The organism is Streptomyces sp. NPDC020801 (genome assembly GCF_044334385.1).
Lineage (GTDB): Bacteria > Actinomycetota > Actinomycetes > Streptomycetales > Streptomycetaceae > Streptomyces.
The window spans coordinates 36,154-51,667 of record NZ_JBIRST010000010.1 but is presented as its reverse complement, the minus strand read 5'-3'; the positions used below and the strand labels follow the sequence as shown (position 1 = coordinate 51,667).

The 15,514-nt window shown below is 68.3% G+C and carries 16 protein-coding genes and 4 pseudogenes; 9 read left to right on the top strand and 11 right to left on the bottom strand.

All coding sequences use genetic code 11. The annotated features are described in order from the left end of the window. Positions 1 to 51: 51 nt before the first annotated feature. Positions 52 to 447: pseudogene (locus ACH4UM_RS21485) on the top strand (transposase); the annotation flags it as partial. 113 nt (positions 448 to 560) lie between these two features. On the opposite strand, the gene ACH4UM_RS21480 reads toward ACH4UM_RS21485, so the two are convergent. Next, positions 561 to 758 (bottom strand): hypothetical protein, encoded by a 198-nt coding sequence (locus tag ACH4UM_RS21480; protein ID WP_398181548.1) that lies wholly within the window; start codon positions 756 to 758, stop codon positions 561 to 563. An 870-nt stretch (positions 759 to 1,628) separates the two neighbouring features. On the opposite strand from ACH4UM_RS21480, the pseudogene ACH4UM_RS21475 reads away from it, so the two are divergent. The 4 genes and pseudogenes from ACH4UM_RS21475 to ACH4UM_RS21460 form a co-directional block, all read left to right on the top strand. Next, positions 1,629 to 1,866, top strand: a pseudogene (locus ACH4UM_RS21475) (transposase family protein); the annotation flags it as partial. A 167-nt stretch (positions 1,867 to 2,033) separates the two neighbouring features. Then, positions 2,034 to 2,555, top strand: a pseudogene (locus ACH4UM_RS21470) (transposase); the annotation flags it as partial. Between the two features lie 76 nt (positions 2,556 to 2,631). Beyond that, a complete protein-coding gene (locus ACH4UM_RS21465) occupies positions 2,632 to 2,811 on the top strand; it encodes a hypothetical protein (RefSeq protein ID WP_398181545.1) in 180 nt (59 codons plus the stop codon). Between the two features lie 365 nt (positions 2,812 to 3,176). Further along, positions 3,177 to 3,353: a hypothetical protein gene (locus tag ACH4UM_RS21460; protein ID WP_398181542.1), complete on the top strand. Its 177-nt coding sequence runs from the start codon at positions 3,177 to 3,179 to the stop codon at positions 3,351 to 3,353. 42 nt (positions 3,354 to 3,395) lie between these two features. On the opposite strand, the gene ACH4UM_RS21455 is transcribed toward ACH4UM_RS21460, so the two are convergent. The 9 genes and pseudogenes from ACH4UM_RS21455 to ACH4UM_RS21415 form a co-directional block, all read right to left on the bottom strand. After that, positions 3,396 to 4,322: a ricin-type beta-trefoil lectin domain protein gene (locus ACH4UM_RS21455; RefSeq protein WP_398181539.1), complete on the bottom strand. Its 927-nt coding sequence runs from the start codon at positions 4,320 to 4,322 to the stop codon at positions 3,396 to 3,398. Further along, entirely contained in the window at positions 4,268 to 4,651 is a 384-nt protein-coding gene (locus ACH4UM_RS21450) for an RICIN domain-containing protein (protein WP_398181537.1), read from the bottom strand. Before ACH4UM_RS21450 ends, ACH4UM_RS21455 begins: the two co-directional genes overlap by 55 nt. 7 nt (positions 4,652 to 4,658) lie before the next feature. After that, positions 4,659 to 5,129, bottom strand: coding sequence for a hypothetical protein (locus ACH4UM_RS21445; RefSeq protein WP_398181535.1), 471 nt, complete (start codon positions 5,127 to 5,129; stop codon positions 4,659 to 4,661). A 150-nt stretch (positions 5,130 to 5,279) separates the two neighbouring features. Further along, positions 5,280 to 6,110, bottom strand: a pseudogene (locus tag ACH4UM_RS21440) (amidohydrolase family protein); the annotation flags it as partial. A 17-nt stretch (positions 6,111 to 6,127) separates the two neighbouring features. After that, positions 6,128 to 6,439, bottom strand: coding sequence for an L-rhamnose mutarotase (locus ACH4UM_RS21435; RefSeq protein WP_398182076.1), 312 nt, complete (start codon positions 6,437 to 6,439; stop codon positions 6,128 to 6,130). After that, positions 6,439 to 7,428, bottom strand: a complete 990-nt coding sequence (locus ACH4UM_RS21430; protein ID WP_398181532.1) for an aldo/keto reductase — start codon at positions 7,426 to 7,428, stop codon at positions 6,439 to 6,441. The genes ACH4UM_RS21435 and ACH4UM_RS21430 overlap by 1 nt, the downstream gene beginning before the upstream one ends. Then, positions 7,425 to 8,192, bottom strand: coding sequence for an SDR family NAD(P)-dependent oxidoreductase (locus ACH4UM_RS21425; protein ID WP_398181529.1), 768 nt, complete (start codon positions 8,190 to 8,192; stop codon positions 7,425 to 7,427). The genes ACH4UM_RS21430 and ACH4UM_RS21425 overlap by 4 nt, the downstream gene beginning before the upstream one ends. Continuing rightward, complete coding sequence (locus tag ACH4UM_RS21420) at positions 8,189 to 9,526, bottom strand: L-fuconate dehydratase (protein ID WP_398181527.1); 1,338 nt, start codon at positions 9,524 to 9,526, stop codon at positions 8,189 to 8,191. Before ACH4UM_RS21420 ends, ACH4UM_RS21425 begins: the two co-directional genes overlap by 4 nt. Before the next feature lie 26 nt (positions 9,527 to 9,552). Further along, entirely contained in the window at positions 9,553 to 10,407 is an 855-nt protein-coding gene (locus tag ACH4UM_RS21415; protein ID WP_398181524.1) for a fumarylacetoacetate hydrolase family protein, read from the bottom strand. Between the two features lie 330 nt (positions 10,408 to 10,737). Between ACH4UM_RS21415 and ACH4UM_RS21410 the strand changes: the two genes are divergently transcribed. From ACH4UM_RS21410 to ACH4UM_RS21395, 4 genes are read left to right on the top strand one after another with little or no spacing between them, the layout of a single operon-like run. Next, positions 10,738 to 11,790, top strand: a complete 1,053-nt coding sequence (locus tag ACH4UM_RS21410) for a sugar ABC transporter substrate-binding protein (RefSeq protein WP_398181521.1) — start codon at positions 10,738 to 10,740, stop codon at positions 11,788 to 11,790. A 48-nt stretch (positions 11,791 to 11,838) separates the two neighbouring features. Continuing rightward, on the top strand, positions 11,839 to 13,428 hold the full coding sequence (locus tag ACH4UM_RS21405; protein ID WP_398181518.1) for a sugar ABC transporter ATP-binding protein: 1,590 nt from the start codon (positions 11,839 to 11,841) through the stop codon (positions 13,426 to 13,428). Further along, positions 13,412 to 14,455, top strand: a complete 1,044-nt coding sequence (locus ACH4UM_RS21400; RefSeq protein WP_398181515.1) for an ABC transporter permease — start codon at positions 13,412 to 13,414, stop codon at positions 14,453 to 14,455. Before ACH4UM_RS21405 ends, ACH4UM_RS21400 begins: the two co-directional genes overlap by 17 nt. A 17-nt stretch (positions 14,456 to 14,472) precedes the next feature. Next, the gene (locus ACH4UM_RS21395; protein ID WP_398181512.1) at positions 14,473 to 15,177 is read left to right on the top strand and encodes a FadR/GntR family transcriptional regulator; all 705 of its coding nucleotides are present in this window, start codon (positions 14,473 to 14,475) and stop codon (positions 15,175 to 15,177) included. Between the two features lie 226 nt (positions 15,178 to 15,403). Here the strand turns inward: ACH4UM_RS21395 and ACH4UM_RS21390 are convergent, their stop codons facing one another. Continuing rightward, a complete protein-coding gene (locus ACH4UM_RS21390) occupies positions 15,404 to 15,505 on the bottom strand; it encodes a hypothetical protein (protein ID WP_398181509.1) in 102 nt (33 codons plus the stop codon). Positions 15,506 to 15,514 lie beyond the last annotated feature (9 nt).

Here is a 15,514-nt window from a genome sequence, read left to right as displayed (position 1 = left end):
TCCACAACCACATGATCATCCGTGGGTGGTGCGTTGATCACTTGAGGGTGCCACCGTTACTCGACCAACCACCAGGTCGTCATCGACGCCGACACCCGACTCGTCGTCGCCGTCGGCCGACCCCTGCCTGGCAACCGCAACGACTGCAAGGCATGGGAGCTTTCCGGCGCAAAGGACGCCGTCGGCAAGACCACGGTCATCGCGGACGGCGGCTACCGCGACACCGGCCTGGTCATCCCGCACCGACGCGAACGCGGCCAGACTGAACTGCCGGCCTGGAAAGAGGAACACAACGCCTCCCACCGCAAGGTCCGCGCACGCGTCGAGCACGCCTTCGCGCGCATGAAAAGCTGGAAGATCCTCCGCGACTGCCGCCTCAAAGGCGACGGCGTCCACTACGCCATGCCCGGCATCGGCCGCCTGCACAACCTCACTCTCACCGGGTGACGGAGAAGCGAGCAGGTCTTCCAGCACGCCAGAGATCATTTACGGGACCACGCTTAGGGAGTCCCGATCGCCCCGTCCCTCCTCTCCTCGGACCCATTAGCGGCGGCCCGGTCTCACAGGAAATACATCAGGTCCACCCGCCCGTCCGGCCGATATGAAAAGACGGCTTGTCCGGCGCCTTGAGCCGGAGGAAGGTTGACGAAGTTCACTGCGTCCTGAGTGGTCGCGAAGGTGAGGACGTGCCAGGTCGCTGCCTGGACGGCCGCGAGTGCAGCCTTCAGCGACTGGGAGTCCGCCTCAGTGAGTGTCACGGCAAGCCCCTTTCCGGAGCAAAGAGAAGTGTGTCACATAAGGTGATCTCCTCCAGGGAAAACGGTAACCGCCGGATGCCCAGGCGTACGGAAGCGCTGAGCGCGTACATGAGTTGCCCGGACACCCTGTCGCGCACTTGGCGTGCATCTGCGCCGTGCTGAGGTTTTTCACAACGGGTGGGAATTCGTCATCGTGGCTTGTTTGCCCCATCCCTCGACGGCCACACCCCACTCACGATTCAAACGCGCCCCCACGCGGCGCACAGCTGCTCTCTCGGTGACGCTGGACGATCACACGTGGTGCTGCCACAACTTGCCGGGGTGGTCAAACCGGGATGTATGGGACGCTCGGATCGTCGGGGCCGGCCGCCGGAGAGCAGCTCGGTCTAGGCGCTGAAACCGAGGTTAAGGGCTGTCCCGTATGTGCAAGGTGCACACCCAGTTACCAGAGGACAGCAACTGGGTTTTGAAGCCGGAGGCCCCGTTCACGTTCAATCATCCGGTGAGTACAGTTGATCGGGCAGTCGTCGACGAGCTGAGCCAGGGCCGCCGTGACGACGGTCTGGGGCGCCTACAGGGGGCAACGGTGTTCGTGGCAGTGGCAATTGCGGCCGTGGCGTTCATTCTGGCCGTTGCGATCGCCGTTCTCGCACCACGGGAGCGGCGGCGGATAGGTTTCGCCCCCGACGCGCGTCGCATCGAAGCGGCGGCGACCCGAAGGGCTTCACGGCGCGTGCCGACAGGCCCCTACCTTCGCCGATAGCCAAGGCATCGGTGCCAAAGGATGGCATTTGAGACTGCGGCGATCGTGAAACGGCGGTACCCGCTGAGATCATCCCAACCATGGGTTACGGACGAGATGATCTTGCTGTGGTTGGTGTGCTCACGGCGTCGGAGCCGTCCTGCATAGGCCCGTTCACCGGGCTGAGCCTGCGTCAGTTCAGCAAGCTGATCACAGCGTTACGGCGTGAGGGCGCCGAGCGTCCGCAAGGGCAGGTCCTGGAGCCTTCCGCTGGAGGACCGGGTCCTACTGGTCGCCGCGTACTGGCGGACCAACCTCACGATGTGGCAGCTGGCACCGCTGTTCGGAGTGTCGAAGTCGGCCGCCTCATCGACCACCTAGCTTGATCTTTAACGGCCGGCGTCGAATGGTGTCTCGAACTTGATCACTCGGTTCGGTAACCGCTGTACGCCAAAGCGGCCTTCGTCTGAACATGTGCTCCGACCAAGGAACACACATGTCCAGCACGAAGGCCGTGAAGATGAGTCTGCGACATCGGCCACCTGCCCAGCGGCGCAACACCGAAGCCGGTCTGGCTGTGGTGGTCAGGTACCGACGCCACTGCGGCAGACGTCGACCGTCTCTGGCAGGCCTACCTGCGGCGCTTCGATATCGAGCACACCTTCCGCCTCTTCAAGCAGACCCTCGGCTGGACCTGCCCAAAGATCCGCACACCCGAGGCCGCGGACCGCTGGACCTGGCTGATCCTCGCCGCCTACACCCAACTGCGTCTCGCCCGCCCCCTCGCAGCCGACCGGCGCCGTCCCTGGGAGCAACCCAGTTCCCCGGACAGGCTCACTCCCGCGCGTGTCCGCCGCGACTTCCGGCACATCCGCCCACAGACCGCTTGCCCGGCCAGAGCACCGAAACCCACCCGCCCCGGCCCCGGACGACCAGCGGGCCGAAAAACCACCCGTCCTGCACCCCGCCACGACGTGCACACACCCAAGAAGACACAGCCAGCACAGGGACAAAAGAAGAGGTCAACCACCCCGAAGCCCCGCCGCACAGGTTAAAGATCAAGCTAGTTGCAGCCCAGTAAACACCCACCTCGGAAGCCGCCACTGCTGGATGACGAGCAAAAAGCAGGTCATGAACCTGGACGACCTCGACGCCTTCGTCCAGGACGTGCGCCGATCCGGCGCCACCGGCACCGAGGAGGTCATGGTCCGCATGTCCTGGAGCGGCAAGCTGCAGAAGCTCGCCGTCGAAGTCGAGATGGCACCGACCAGCCGGCCGACCCTCGACAATGACTCACACATGGCACCCTGAAGCCCAGCGACTGAACCGGCCACGGTTGCCGGTGCAGGCCGCTTCCTCGAGAGCCTTCCTCGCGCCCGAGCCGGCGTGCGTGGCTTGCCGTGGCCCGGTGTCCGCGGCGGTGGCCGGGCCACCGGCACCAGGCGGGACTGCGGCGCGCAGCGAACTCACGAACGAGTGACAGTGGGCGTCCGGACACGACGCGGCCCGCCGGACGTAGCCAGCGGGCCGGGCACCCCCAAGGTGCCCCTCGCGGGTACCACCGACGCTACGCCCGGATAGGCCCGAGCGGTAGTCGTATGCACCCGTGACCGTCGCCAGCCACCGGCGCACCCTGAACCCTCACCACTAACGTAGGGAACCAGCCATGACCGAAGGTGACGACTGACGACACCCACCGTCTGGTCAGCCGGGAATACGAAGGCGGCACTCGCATCATCGCCGTAGTCAGCCGAGACGAGGAAAACGACCAGATGAGCGATGAGCACATCATCGCCGCGCCCAACGAGTGGAAGGCCAACCGGCGGCACCTGCGCGCAGTCGACGACGAGTAGGTCAGCCCTCCCACACCTCCGGGCCGCCGCCCCGCCCGTCGATCAGCTGACGCGGCCGACGCCGCCCGCGCCGCCGCCAACGAGGCGGACAAGCACGCCGACGACGCCGAAGCCGCTGCCACGAAGGCCCGCTCGGAGGCCGACGCCGCCACCCAGGCCGCTGCCGAGGCGGACGCGGCGGCCACTCGCGCCGAGGCGGCCGCCAAGCGCGCCCGTGCCGACGCCGACGCCACACAGGCCGCCGAGCTGAAGGCCGACACCGCCGTGAAGACCGCGACCAGCGCCGCGGCCGACGCGATCAAGGCCTCCCACGACGCCGTCTTCACCTGCGCGGCCTGTGCGAGCGCGCGCTCGGTGATGGTCTCGCTGTCCGCCGGAGGCGCGGGTGGCGGCCTCGGCGGTCTCACCGGCCTTCACCATCGCCTGCAGAGCGGCGGCCGCGCCCTGGGTGACCTGTGCCTTCTGCTGACCCACCAGCAGGCCACGACCCCGGGGAGCACCCTGCTGGTCGGCCGTGGCGTAGGCGGCCTGCTCCGCGGTGTCCGAGTCGGTGGCCGCCTTGTGCGCGACGGCGAGCTGCGCCTTGAGGACGTCGAGCTGCTTCGCCGCTCCCGCTCGGGCGTTGGTGATGCCGGCCTTGGCCCTGTCGAACTGGGCCTTCGGCGGAACGGTCCCGTTGTGGCCGGAGGGCTTGACGTCGAACTGCTGCGGCCCGGAGCCGTTGCACGTCCACAGCCACGAGTTGTGGCCGTTGGTGTAGTCGTGCAGGTCCAGGCACTTGTCGGTGCCGGTGTTGCGCAGGCTGGTGGTGGCGTGGAGGTTGAACTCCCAGGTCTGCGCCGGGTTGCTGTGGCACGTCCAGATCTGGATCTTCGTGCCGTTGGCGTCCTTGCCGTCCGAGACGTCCAGGCACTTCAGGGAGTTGACGTTCTGCAGGTGAAGGCCTGGTCGTCGCCGTGGACCTCCCACTTCTGCGCCGCCGAGCCGTTGCAGGTGTAGAGCTGGACCGCGGTGCCGTTGTCCTTCTTGGAGCCCTCGACGTTCAGGGACTTGCCCTTCGCGGCGTGCACCTCGATCACGGCGGGCGCGTCGCCGATCCAGCCGGGTCCGCCCGCGGACCAGTAGTCCTGCCAGCGCGCGAGGTGGTCGGCGACCCACGACTGGCCCAGCAGGTCCCCCAGCGCCTTGGAGCCGGTGGCGAGGGCCTTGGTGGCGTCCTTGTTGGTCGAACAGGAGTTTGTTTCGGTGGCCTCTATGGGGCGGCGAAGTGCTGGTGGCCGCCGCCGAGCGAAGATCACGCCGGTGTCACGTCGGATACCGAGTTTCCCAGACGGTGGAGGCGGCGACCTTGATCCCGAGGGTGGTGAGTTCGCCGCGGGTGCGCCGGTAGCCCCATGACGGGTTCTCGCGGACCAGGCGCAGGACCAGGGGGCGGACGGAGCGAACGGTGGGCGGCCGTCCGGGCCGTTTGGGTTTGCACACGTTCGCGTGCCGTTGTTTCATCAGGTCGCGGTGCCGTCGCAGCACGGTGTCGGGCTGGACCAGCAATCGGAGTCGGCGCAGATCCTGGCGCGGCAGCGGCACCAGGAGAGCGGCGAGGAAGGCCCGGTCTTCCGAGGCGAGCCTCACCCGGTCCGCACCGGGTTGCAGCTCAAGGATCATGATCTGGTGGCGCAGGGCCAGGATCTCCGCGTCCTTGTCGGGGTCGCTCATGGGTAGCAGCCGGAGTGCGGCGAACGCGTTGGTGACGGTCAGGCAGGCGAGACGAAGCAACACTGGTGCTCATCGTGTCGCAGCACCGGGCAAGCCCCTGAACTGCACGACATTCTCGGCAGGCGAAGTGCTGCCGGACGCTCGAGCGATGGAGTGCTCAGGGGGCCGGCCGGCGGCGGTGGAGGGGAGCGAACTGCTGTCGACAGCGACGGCGAGCCCGTAGACGCGAGCGGCCGTGTCGGCGAACACCGCCCGGCGTTCGGCGGGGTCGAGCCCAGCCGTCAGGAACCGGGTGGTGTCGACGACCTCGGAGTACGAGGCGGCCAGGCGGCAGACGGGCCAGTCGGAGCCGAACATCAGACGTTCCGGTCCGAAGGCGTCCAGTACGACGTCCGCGTACGGTTTCAGGTCGTCGATGGTCCATGACGCGCCGGCCTGGGTGACGAGGCCGGAGAGCTTGCAGACCGTGTTCGGCAGGGTAGCCACGAGCCGCACCTCTTGCGCCCACGGACTGAACGAGCCCGGCCCGATCGACGGCTTGCCGATGTGGTCCAGGACGAAGGTGAGCTCCGGCAACCGGGCGGCCGCGCTGTAGGCGGCCTCCAGCTGATGGGGGAGTACCAGCAGGTCGTAGACGAGATCCGCCTCAGCCACGGCGGCCAGTCCGCGCAGTACGTCCGGCCGGACCAGCCAGTTGGGGTCCAGCTCGCCCTGTACCTGGTGCCGTATGCCGACCAGGTGGGCGCCGCCTGGTTTCTCGCGCAGCGCGGCCAGGGCGTCCGGCACGCCGGGGGAGGTCAGATCGGTCCAGCCGACCACGCCGGCGACCAGGTCGTCGGCTTCCGCCAGCGCCAGGAACTCCGGTGTCTCCTCGGGCACGGTGACCGTCTGGACGAGCACGGTGGCGGTGACCCCGGCGGCCCGGGCTTCCGGTTCCAGGTCCGCCAGCGTGAAATCGCGTCGGAGCGGGGCGAGTTCGGGACCAGTGATCCAGTCCTGGTCTCTGACCGACAGGTCCCACACGTGATGGTGCGCGTCGATGATCGCGTCGTTGTCGCCGGTCACAGTCGCCACACCACCGGCAACAAGGCGCCGACGCCGTCCGCCGAGTAGTCATGGACGACATCCAGAAGCCCGGCCATGCGTGCCTGCCAGGTGATGTTGACCGGCAGCTTCTCCAACTGTGAAACCATCGCTGCGTAGTCCTCGACTTCCAGCATGTGGAAAAGCTCGGTTCCGCTGCGCCAGATGGTCCACTCGCTGACCCCGGCGGCACGTATGGCGTCGGTGAGCTCCTTGGGGACCTCGCGGTGGGCGGCTTCGTACTCCGCGACGCGATCCGCGCGGACCTTGGTGTGCAGGGCGACTCTCATCATGGCTCCTGGTCGGGCAGAGGTACGGCATCGGGGAGCAGCCGCTCGGCAAGCAACTCCTCCCATACGGCGGCCGGGACGGGCCGGTCGAGCAGGTCGACGGTGTCGTGCACCTGCTCGGCGTTACGGGCACCGGTCAGCACGCTCGCGACCGCGGGATGGCCGAACGGGAAGCGCAGCGCGGCGGCTCGCAGCGGGACGGCGTGGCGTTCGGTGACCGTCTTCAGGCGAAGGGCCCGGTCGAGCACCGGCTGCGGGACCGGCTCGTAGTCGTACGTGGCGTGGGGGTTCGGATCGGTGAGCAGACCGGAGTTGAAGACACCGCCGACGATGATGCTCCTGCCGCGCGCGGCTGCTTCGGGCAGCAGTGCCACGAGCCCTTCCTGGTCGAGCAGGGTGTAGCGACCGGCCAGCAGTACGACGTCGATGTCGGTCTCGCGCACGAAAAGGGTGGGAACGGCCGCCTGGTTCATGCCGACGCCGATCGCCCGGACGACTCCCTCGGCGCGCAGCCGCTCCAGCGTCGGATACGCCTCGCCGAGGGCCTGTTCGACATGGTCGTCGGGGTCGTGCAAGAGCGCGATGTCGATCCTGTCCATGCCCAGTCGTGCCAGGCTGGCCTCCAGGGAGCGCAGGACGCCATCGGCGCTGAAGTCCCACTGCCGCCGATGGGTGGCGGGCACCGCGAAGCCGTGGGCGAGGTCGTTGCCGTCTCCGTCCTGCGGGACGAGCAGTCGTCCGACCTTCGTGGACACGGTGAACTCGTCTCTGGGGCGATCGCTCAGCGCTGCGCCCAACCTCCGCTCCGCAAGCCCGAGCCCGTAGTGCGGTGCTGTGTCGAAGGTGCGGATACCGGTGTCCCAGGCAGTCTGGACGGCCGCGAAGGCGTCCTCGTCGGTGACGGGTTGGAAGAGGTTGCCGATGCCCGCACTGCCAAAGGACAGCTCGGTCACCTCGACGGAGCTGCTGCCCAGCGCGTGGGTTCTCATGAGGTGGCCGCCGGGCGGAGACGCAGCCCTTGCATACCGCCGTCGACGGCGAGTGCGGTGCCGGTGACAGAGGCCGCGGCAGGGCTCGCCAGGTACGCGATGGCGCTCGCCACCTCGTCGGCCGTCACGAGGCGGCCCGTCGGCTGGCGTGCGTTGAGCGCGGCGCGCTCGGCCTCGTGGTCATCGGCGGAGCTCAACAGGCGGCCGATCCAGGGTGTGTCCACGGTGCCGGGGTTGACGCAGTTGACACGGATGCCCTCGCGCACGTGGTCGGCGGCCATGGCGAGGGTGAGCGCGTACACGGCGCCCTTGGTCGCACTGTACAGGGCCCGTTGGGGCAGGCCGGCGGTGGCGGCGATGGAGCAGGTGTTGACGACGGCCGCGTGGTCTGAGGCGCGCAGATGAGGAAGGGCGGCGCGGGTGGCGCGCACGATTCCCAGGACGTTGACGTCGAGGACGCGATGCCACTCGGAGTCGTCGTTGTCCTCAATGGTGCCCTGGGCGCCGATGCCCGCGTTGTTGACCAGGATGTCGAGACCGCCGAACCGGTCGACGGCCTCGGAGACCGCCGCGCGTACGGACGCGTCATCGCTCACATCGGCCTTGAGCCCGTGGAGGTCGGCCCTTGCCGGGGACGGACCACGGTCGAGTACGGCGACAAGGGCACCGCGCGCCGCCAGCAGCCGCGCTGTCGCCAGCCCGATCCCGGACGCTCCGCCCGTCACCAGGGCACGCAGGCCCTTGAATTCGGACAAGTTCGTCATGCCGAGGCCTCCTGTGGCAAGCGGTCGGCGACCCAGAAGGTGCCCTCCGGGTAGCGGAACTCAGCAAGGGACTCAGGTCGCATCGTGGCAGAGAAGCCCGGCGTGGTGGGTGCCGCGTAGTGACCGTCACGGATGACCACGGGGTTCAGGAAGTGTTCGTGCAGGTGGTCGACGTACTCGATGACACGGTGGTCGGTGGTCCCGGTGAGGGCAACGTAGTCGAACATCGACAGATGCTGGACGAGTTCGCACAGGCCCACACCACCGGCGTGCGGGCAGACCGGCACGCCGAACTTCGCGGCGAGCAGGAGGATGGCGAGGTTCTCGTTGACGCCGCCGACGCGGGCCGCGTCGAGCTGCAGGACGTCGATGGCGCCGGTCTGGAGCAGCTGCTTGAAGACGACCCGGTTCTGGACGTGCTCGCCGGTGGCCACCTTGACCGGACTCACGGCCTTGCGAATCGCCGCATGGCCGAGGACGTCGTCGGGGCTGGTCGGCTCCTCGATCCAGTACGGGTCGAACTCGGCGAGAGCCTGGGTCCAGCGGATCGCCTCGTCGACGTTCCAGCGCTGGTTGGCGTCGATCGCCATGCGGATGTCCGGACCGACGACAGAGCGGGCGACGCGGCAGCGCCTGATGTCGTCCTCGAGGTCGGCGCCGACCTTCAGCTTGATCTGCCGGAAGCCGTCGGCGACGGCCTCCTTGGCAAGCCGGGTGAGCTTCTCGTCGGAGTAGCCGAGCCAGCCGGGGGAGGTCGTGTAAGCCGGATAGCCGCTCGCCAGCAGCGACGCCTCGCGTTCCGCCAGCCCCGCGCGGCCGTCGCGGAGGAGGGCCAGTGCCTGCTCGGGCGTGAGGGCGTCGGCGATGTACCGGAAATCGATCTGGGAGACCAGCCACTCGGGAGTGGCGTGCGCGAGCAGCTGCCATAGTGGCTTGCCCGCACGATTCGCGGCCATGTCCCATACCGCGTTGACCACCGCGCCGATCGCCATGTGCATCACGCCTTTCTCCGGGCCGAGCCAGCGCAACTGGCTGTCACCGATCAGGTCGCGGGACAGCGAGCCGGGGTCCGCGCACAGCTCGGCGATGGAGCGGCCCACCACGTGGGCTCGCAGCGCCTCGATCGCCGCCACCTGGACGTCGTTGCCCCTGCCGATGGTGAACGTGAAGCCATGGCCCTCCAGCCCGTCCTGGGCGTCGGTGCGCAGAACGAGGTAGGCGGCCGAGTAGTCGGGGTCGGGATTCATCGCGTCCGCCCCATCCAGCTCCCGGGAGGTGGGGAACCGGATGTCGTAGGTGTCGAGGGCGGTGATCCGCGGTGCGCTTGTGGGCACGGGAAGGCCTTTCACTGGTGGCGGAGTCAGGCGCGGGCGAAGGTCTGACGCTGGCTGCCGAGGCCGTCGATCGACAGCTCGACCGTGTCGCCGGGGCGCAGGTAGGGGGTTCCGGGCAGGCCGAGGGCCACGCCGGCGGGAGTTCCGGTGTTGATCACGTCACCGGGGCGCAGCACCATGTACTGGCTCAGGTACCAGACGAGGTAAGGCACGTCGAAGATCATGTCCGTGGTGTGGCCGTCCTGGAGCACAGTGCCGTTGACCGACAGCCGCAGCCCGAGCGACTGCGGGTCGGGGACGGCGTCGGCGGTGACCAGCCACGGGCCCAGCGGGTTGAACGTCTCACAGGACTTGCCGAGGTCCCACTGCGTGGAGAAGTCCAGCTGGAACTCCCGCTCGGAGACGTCGTGGCTGATGATGTATCCGGCGACGCACTCACGTGCGGCCTCGGGGGTCTCCAGGTACCGGGCGGCGGCGCCGATGACGACGGCCAGTTCCACTTCCCAGTCGGTCTTGGTGGAACCACGTGGGATGAGCACCTGGTCGTAGGGGCCCACCACGGTGCCCGGGTCCTTCATGAACACCACCGGGCGCTGCGGGATGGCCGCACCGGTCTCCGCGGCGTGGTCGCGGTAGTTGAGCCCGATGCACACGATCTTCCCGGGCCGGGCAACGGGGGGACCGATCCGAAGGCCGTCCGTTCCGCCGAGCTCCGGGAGTTCCCCGGCCTGCAGCGCGGCCCGCACCCGCCCTACGCCGCCGGTGGACAGGAACACCCCGTCGATGTCGGCGGTGAGCGGTGTCAGGTCCAACAGCCTGCCGTCGTCGGAGAGGACCGCCGGGGTTTCCTCTCCCCGCGCTCCCAAGCGCATCAGTCTCATCGGTGCAGCTCCTTGTGGCCTGCTGCAGTCATCTGACAAGCAGGAAACACATTCCTCGGATGAATATTGTCGCGAGCCACGAACATACGGCTGGCCCTGAGGTCGCGCAAGGAGTCATCCGATGATCGAGCTCCGACAGCGATGCCCGTGACCTTGAATGCCCTGATATTGACCAAGATAAAGGCACGTCACGACCAGGGTGTCGAAGGCGCCAGGTCACGAATTCGCGAATTCATCGGATGGCTCTTGTCAGGCATGGCAACGCGGCCGTAACCTCCTCGCCACGTCCTGAGACATCCGATGACAGGCCTCCTTGAGAAGAGTGCGGACATGAAGCCCAACCACCTGCGTGTCACTGCCGTTGTGGCCGGAGTCGTACTGCTCGCCGGTGCCACCGCGGCGTGCCACCGCGGCAGCGGCAGCGCGGGCTCGGCCACCTCCGGCAAGCCCGCGATCGGCATCGACCTGCCGCGAGCCGACTCCGACTTCTGGAACTCCTACGCGCAGTACACCAGGCGGTACGTCTCCGCCCAGGACATACACGCCCTGCCGATCAGCAACTCGCAGAACGACGTCACCAAGCTGGTGGCCAACGTCCAGGTCTTCGAGAACACGGGCGCCAAGGCCATCGTCATGGCCCCGCAGGACACCGGTGCCATCGCCTCCACCCTCGGCCGGCTGGCGAACAAGCACGTCCCGGTGGTGAGCGTGGACACCCGGCCCGACAGCGGCAAGGTCTACATGGTGGTGCGGGCCGACAACCACGCCTACGGCACCAAGGCGTGTGAGTTCCTCGGCAAGCAGCTCGGCGGCAAGGGCAAGGTCGCCGAGCTCGAAGGAGCACTGGACTCCATCAACGGGCGTGACCGCTCGGAGGCGTTCGGCGCCTGCATGAAGAAGGAGTTCCCCGGCATCACCGTCCACCCGCTGACCACCGGCAACTGGGACGGCTCGGTCGCCTCCAGCAAGCTGCAGACCCTGCTGGCCCAGCACCCGGACATCAACGGCATCTACATGCAGGCCGGTGGCGTCTTCCTGCAGCCGACCCTCGCCCTGCTCAAGCAGAAGGGCCTGCTCAAGCCTGCGGGCACCGCGGGGCACATCTCGATCATCTCCAACGACGGCATTCCGCAGGAGTTCGACGCGATCCGCAGCGGCCAGATCGACGCGACCGTCTCGCAGCCGGCCGACCTCTACGCCAAGTACGCGCTGTACTACGCCCAGGCAGCGGCCTCGGGCAAGACGTTCAAGCCCGGCCCCACCGACCACGGCTCCACCATCGTCCAGCTGCCCAACGGACTGGAGGACCAACTGCCCGCGCCGCTGGTGACCAAGACCAACGTGGACGACGAGTCCCTGTGGGGCAACAACGTCTCCAAATGATCCGCGGTCCGCAGCCCGCCTGACCCGCGAGAAAGGAAGGCACTCAGCATGGCGGACACGCTGACTGTCTCCGCCACCGGGGCCGCCACGGCCCCGGTGGCGGAGGCCACGGGCATCACCAAGCGCTTCGGAGCCACGGTGGCCCTGCGCGAGGCCCGCATCCTTGTCGAGCCCGGGGAATCCCACGCGCTGGTGGGACGCAACGGCGCAGGCAAGTCGACACTGGTCTCCGTACTGACCGGCATACAGCAGCCGGACTCGGGCTCGCTGCGTTTCTCCGGTGAACCCGCTCCGGCGTTCGGCGACACCGACGCCTGGCGCTCCAAGGCCGCCTGCGTCTACCAGCGGTCCACTGTCATCCCCGAACTGACGGTCGCGGAGAACCTCTTCCTCGACCGGCAGAGTGCGGGCGCGTTGCGACCGATCCGCTGGAAGGAGTTGCGAGGCCGGGCCGGAGCGCTCCTGGCCGAGTACGGGGTCGAGGTCTCCCCGTCGGCCCGGATCAGGGACCTGTCGGTGGAGCAGCGGCAGTTCGTGGAGATCGCGAGAGCGCTCTCCTTCGGTGCACGCTTCATCATCCTGGACGAGCCCACCGCGAAGCTCGACGCGCGTGGCATCGACCGGCTGTTCACCAAATTGCGCGAGCTCCAGGAGCAGGGGGTCGCCTTCCTCTTCATCTCGCACCACCTGCAGGAGGTCTACGACCTGTGCACCCGGGTCACCGTCTACCGGGACGCACGGCACATCCTCACCGCGACCGTGGCCGATCTCGGCCACGACGCCCTGGTGGAGGCGATGACCGGGGAGAGCGCCGCCCGGCCGGCCTCGTCGAGCCCGGTCAGCCGTGCGCTGCGGGACGGCGGAAGACCCGCCCTGGAGGTGAGGGAGCTGACCCTGCCCGGCAGCTACCAGGACGTCTCGCTGACCGTGCGTGCCGGTGAGGTGGTCGGCTTGGCCGGCGCCACCGCCAGTGGGAATGTCGAGCTCGGAGAGACCCTGGCCGGTCTGCACCGCGCCCGTGCGGGCAGCGTCCTGGTCGCCGGCCGCCCAATGAGGACCGGCGACGTGCCCAAGGCGCTGGCGGCCGGTGTCGGCTTCGTCCCCGAGGACCGGCACCTTCAGGGTCTGGTGACCGGGCGCAGCGTCGCGGAGAACGCCACACTCACCGTGACCGACCAGCTCGGCCCCTACGGCACCGTGCTGCCCTCCCGGGCAAAGGCGTTCGCGCAGCGCATGATCGACGACCTGGACATCAAAACGCCCGGGTCGGCGACCGACGTCGCCGACCTCTCCGGCGGCAACCAGCAGAAGGTGGTCGTCGCCCGGGCCCTGGCGACACAGCCCGACCTGCTCGTCGCCATCCGGCCCACCAACGGTGTGGACATCAAGTCCAAGGAATCCCTGCTCGGCCGCATCCGCCGCGTCGCGGACGACGGCAAGTCCGCCCTCATCGTCTCCGACGAACTGGACGACCTGCGCGTCTGCGACCGGGTGCTGGTGATGTTCCATGGCCGGGTGGTGGCCGAGTTCCCGGCGGGATGGCCCGACGAGCAACTGGTCGCGGCCATGGAGGGCATGACCGCGACGGCTGACACCAGCGAAACGAAGGGACCGACCGGCCATGTCCGCCACGACTGACACGTCCGCCACGAAGACGGCGACGGAGGATCACCGGAACAGCGCGGGTAAGCGGAGCGGACTCGACCTGCGGCGCTACCGTGACCTGTCGCTCATCCCGGTCCTTCTGGTCCTGGGGCTGATCGGTTTCATCGTCTCGCCGGCCTTCCTCACGTCCGACAACCTGCTCGGCGTCGCACAGCAGTCCACCGAGCTGAGCCTGCTGGTCCTCGCCGAGGCCATGATCCTCATCGCGGGGCGGATGGATCTGTCCCTGGAGTCCACCCTCGGTGTGGCGCCCGTGATCGCGGTGTGGCTGGTGCTCCCCGCGGACGGGGGACGATTCCACGGACTGGGACTGCTGCCGCCATGGACGGCGGTTCCGGTCTGCCTGCTGGTCGGAGCCCTGATCGGCGCGATCAACGGCTTCCTCATCCTGAAGCTCCGCTTGAACGGCTTCATCGTGACGCTGGGAGCACTCACCATGCTGCGCGGCCTCCAGGTCGCCATCTCCCAGGGCCAGTCCATCGTCGACGTACCCAGCTCCTTCACCTACCTGGGCAGTACCTCCTGGCTCGGGGTACCGGCCCCGGTGTGGATCTGCGTCACGCTGTTCGTGATCGGCGGCAGCGCCCTGGCCTGGCTGCGGCACGGCCGCGCGCTCTACGCGATCGGCGGCAACGGCGAGGCCGCGCGGACCGCGGGCATACGCGTCGACCGCGTCGTGTGGGTGGTACTGATCCTCGGCGGTCTGCTGGCCGCGTTCGCCGGTATCCTCTACACCGGCCACTACGGTTCCATCTCGGCCGACCAGGGCAGCGGCTGGATCTTCCAGGTGTTCGCCGCCACCGTCATCGGTGGGGTGAGCCTCAACGGCGGTCGCGGCACGCTTTTCGGCGCGCTGACGGGTGTCCTCACCCTCCAGCTTGTCGTCAACGTGATGACGCTGGCGGGCGTACCCCCGCTGTGGAACCAGTTCCTCAACGGCGCGATCATCATCATCGCGCTGATCATCTCGCGGTTCGCCTCCGGCGAGAAGCAGGACTGAACGGAAAGGGGGCCGTCATGGCCGTAACGGACGAAGCGATCGACCGGATCAAGAAGATGATCGTCTCCGGCGAGCTGCGGCCCGGCACCCGGTTGCCCAAGGAGGACGATCTCGCGCAGCAGCTCGGACTGTCCCGCAATTCGTTGCGCGAGGCTGTCCGGGCGCTGACCGCGATGAAGATCCTCATCCCCAGGCAAGGCGATGGCACCTACGTGTCCAGCCTCGAACCGCATCTGCTGCTGGAGGCCCTCTCCTTCGCCTCCGACGTCTCCCACGGCCAGACCGCCCTGCAGTTGCTCCAGGTCCGCCGACTCCTCGAGCCGCCGGCGACGGCTCTGGCGGTGGGCCGTATCACCGACGAGGATCTCACCCGGCTGCGGTCGATCCTGGACCGGAGCATGGCCGCCGAGAGCGCCGAGGCGTTCGTCCGGCTGGACGTGGAGTTCCACAGCGCCATCGTGGACCTGTGCGGCAATCCGGTGCTCTCCATGCTTCTGCAGGTGGTCTCCACCCACACCCAACGCATTCGCATCCTGCGGGGAGCCAGTGTCGGCCCAGCGATCGAGAACGCCCACCGGGACCACGAGACGATCCTCGCCGCGCTCGCCTCCCGGGATGCCCAATTCGCTGCCTCTGCCGCCATGGTGCACGTGGCGAGCGTGGAGCAGTGGCTCGCGAAGAGCTTGGGCACAGGCGACACGGCGGAGCCCACGCCCGGCTGATCGGACTCCTGACTGCTACGACATTGCCACTGCACCCAAAGCTGCGTAGTTGTGTCATCGGCCTCGGGATCCGGGCCTGCCGGGCCGGGCACCGGTCCCGTGCCAGACGCCCCTCACGCGGTCGGTGGGGCGGGCCGGGGCGGATCCCGTTCCGCGTGGGGACCCGATGAAGAAGGCACGGCAGCAGGCAGCCGGCATGCTCCGGAGTGCCCGGAGGAGTCGCGCATCATGTGATCGTCCACTGCTGCCGTCGGGAGCTGGTGTCTGCCTCCTGGGGCACCGGGGCGTCGTCGGACGTCGAGGCGGTGGTGAGGAGCAGTCCGCTCATCGTGGACGC

Excerpts from the sequence above, each read along its gene's own strand:
- ACH4UM_RS21400 (WP_398181515.1), top strand. The coding sequence starts at position 13,412 with ATGTCCGCCACGACTGACACGTCCGCCACGAAGACGGCGACGGAGGAT.
- ACH4UM_RS21435 (WP_398182076.1), bottom strand. The coding sequence starts at position 6,439 with ATGAGAGTCGCCCTGCACACCAAGGTCCGCGCGGATCGCGTCGCGGAG.
- ACH4UM_RS21430 (WP_398181532.1), bottom strand. The coding sequence starts at position 7,428 with ATGAGAACCCACGCGCTGGGCAGCAGCTCCGTCGAGGTGACCGAGCTG.
- ACH4UM_RS21415 (WP_398181524.1), bottom strand. The coding sequence starts at position 10,407 with ATGAGACTGATGCGCTTGGGAGCGCGGGGAGAGGAAACCCCGGCGGTC.
- ACH4UM_RS21410 (WP_398181521.1), top strand. The coding sequence starts at position 10,738 with ATGAAGCCCAACCACCTGCGTGTCACTGCCGTTGTGGCCGGAGTCGTA.
- ACH4UM_RS21390 (WP_398181509.1), bottom strand. The coding sequence starts at position 15,505 with ATGAGCGGACTGCTCCTCACCACCGCCTCGACGTCCGACGACGCCCCG.
- ACH4UM_RS21465 (WP_398181545.1), top strand. The coding sequence starts at position 2,632 with ATGAACCTGGACGACCTCGACGCCTTCGTCCAGGACGTGCGCCGATCC.
- ACH4UM_RS21425 (WP_398181529.1), bottom strand. The coding sequence starts at position 8,192 with ATGACGAACTTGTCCGAATTCAAGGGCCTGCGTGCCCTGGTGACGGGC.
- ACH4UM_RS21405 (WP_398181518.1), top strand. The coding sequence starts at position 11,839 with ATGGCGGACACGCTGACTGTCTCCGCCACCGGGGCCGCCACGGCCCCG.
- ACH4UM_RS21395 (WP_398181512.1), top strand. The coding sequence starts at position 14,473 with ATGGCCGTAACGGACGAAGCGATCGACCGGATCAAGAAGATGATCGTC.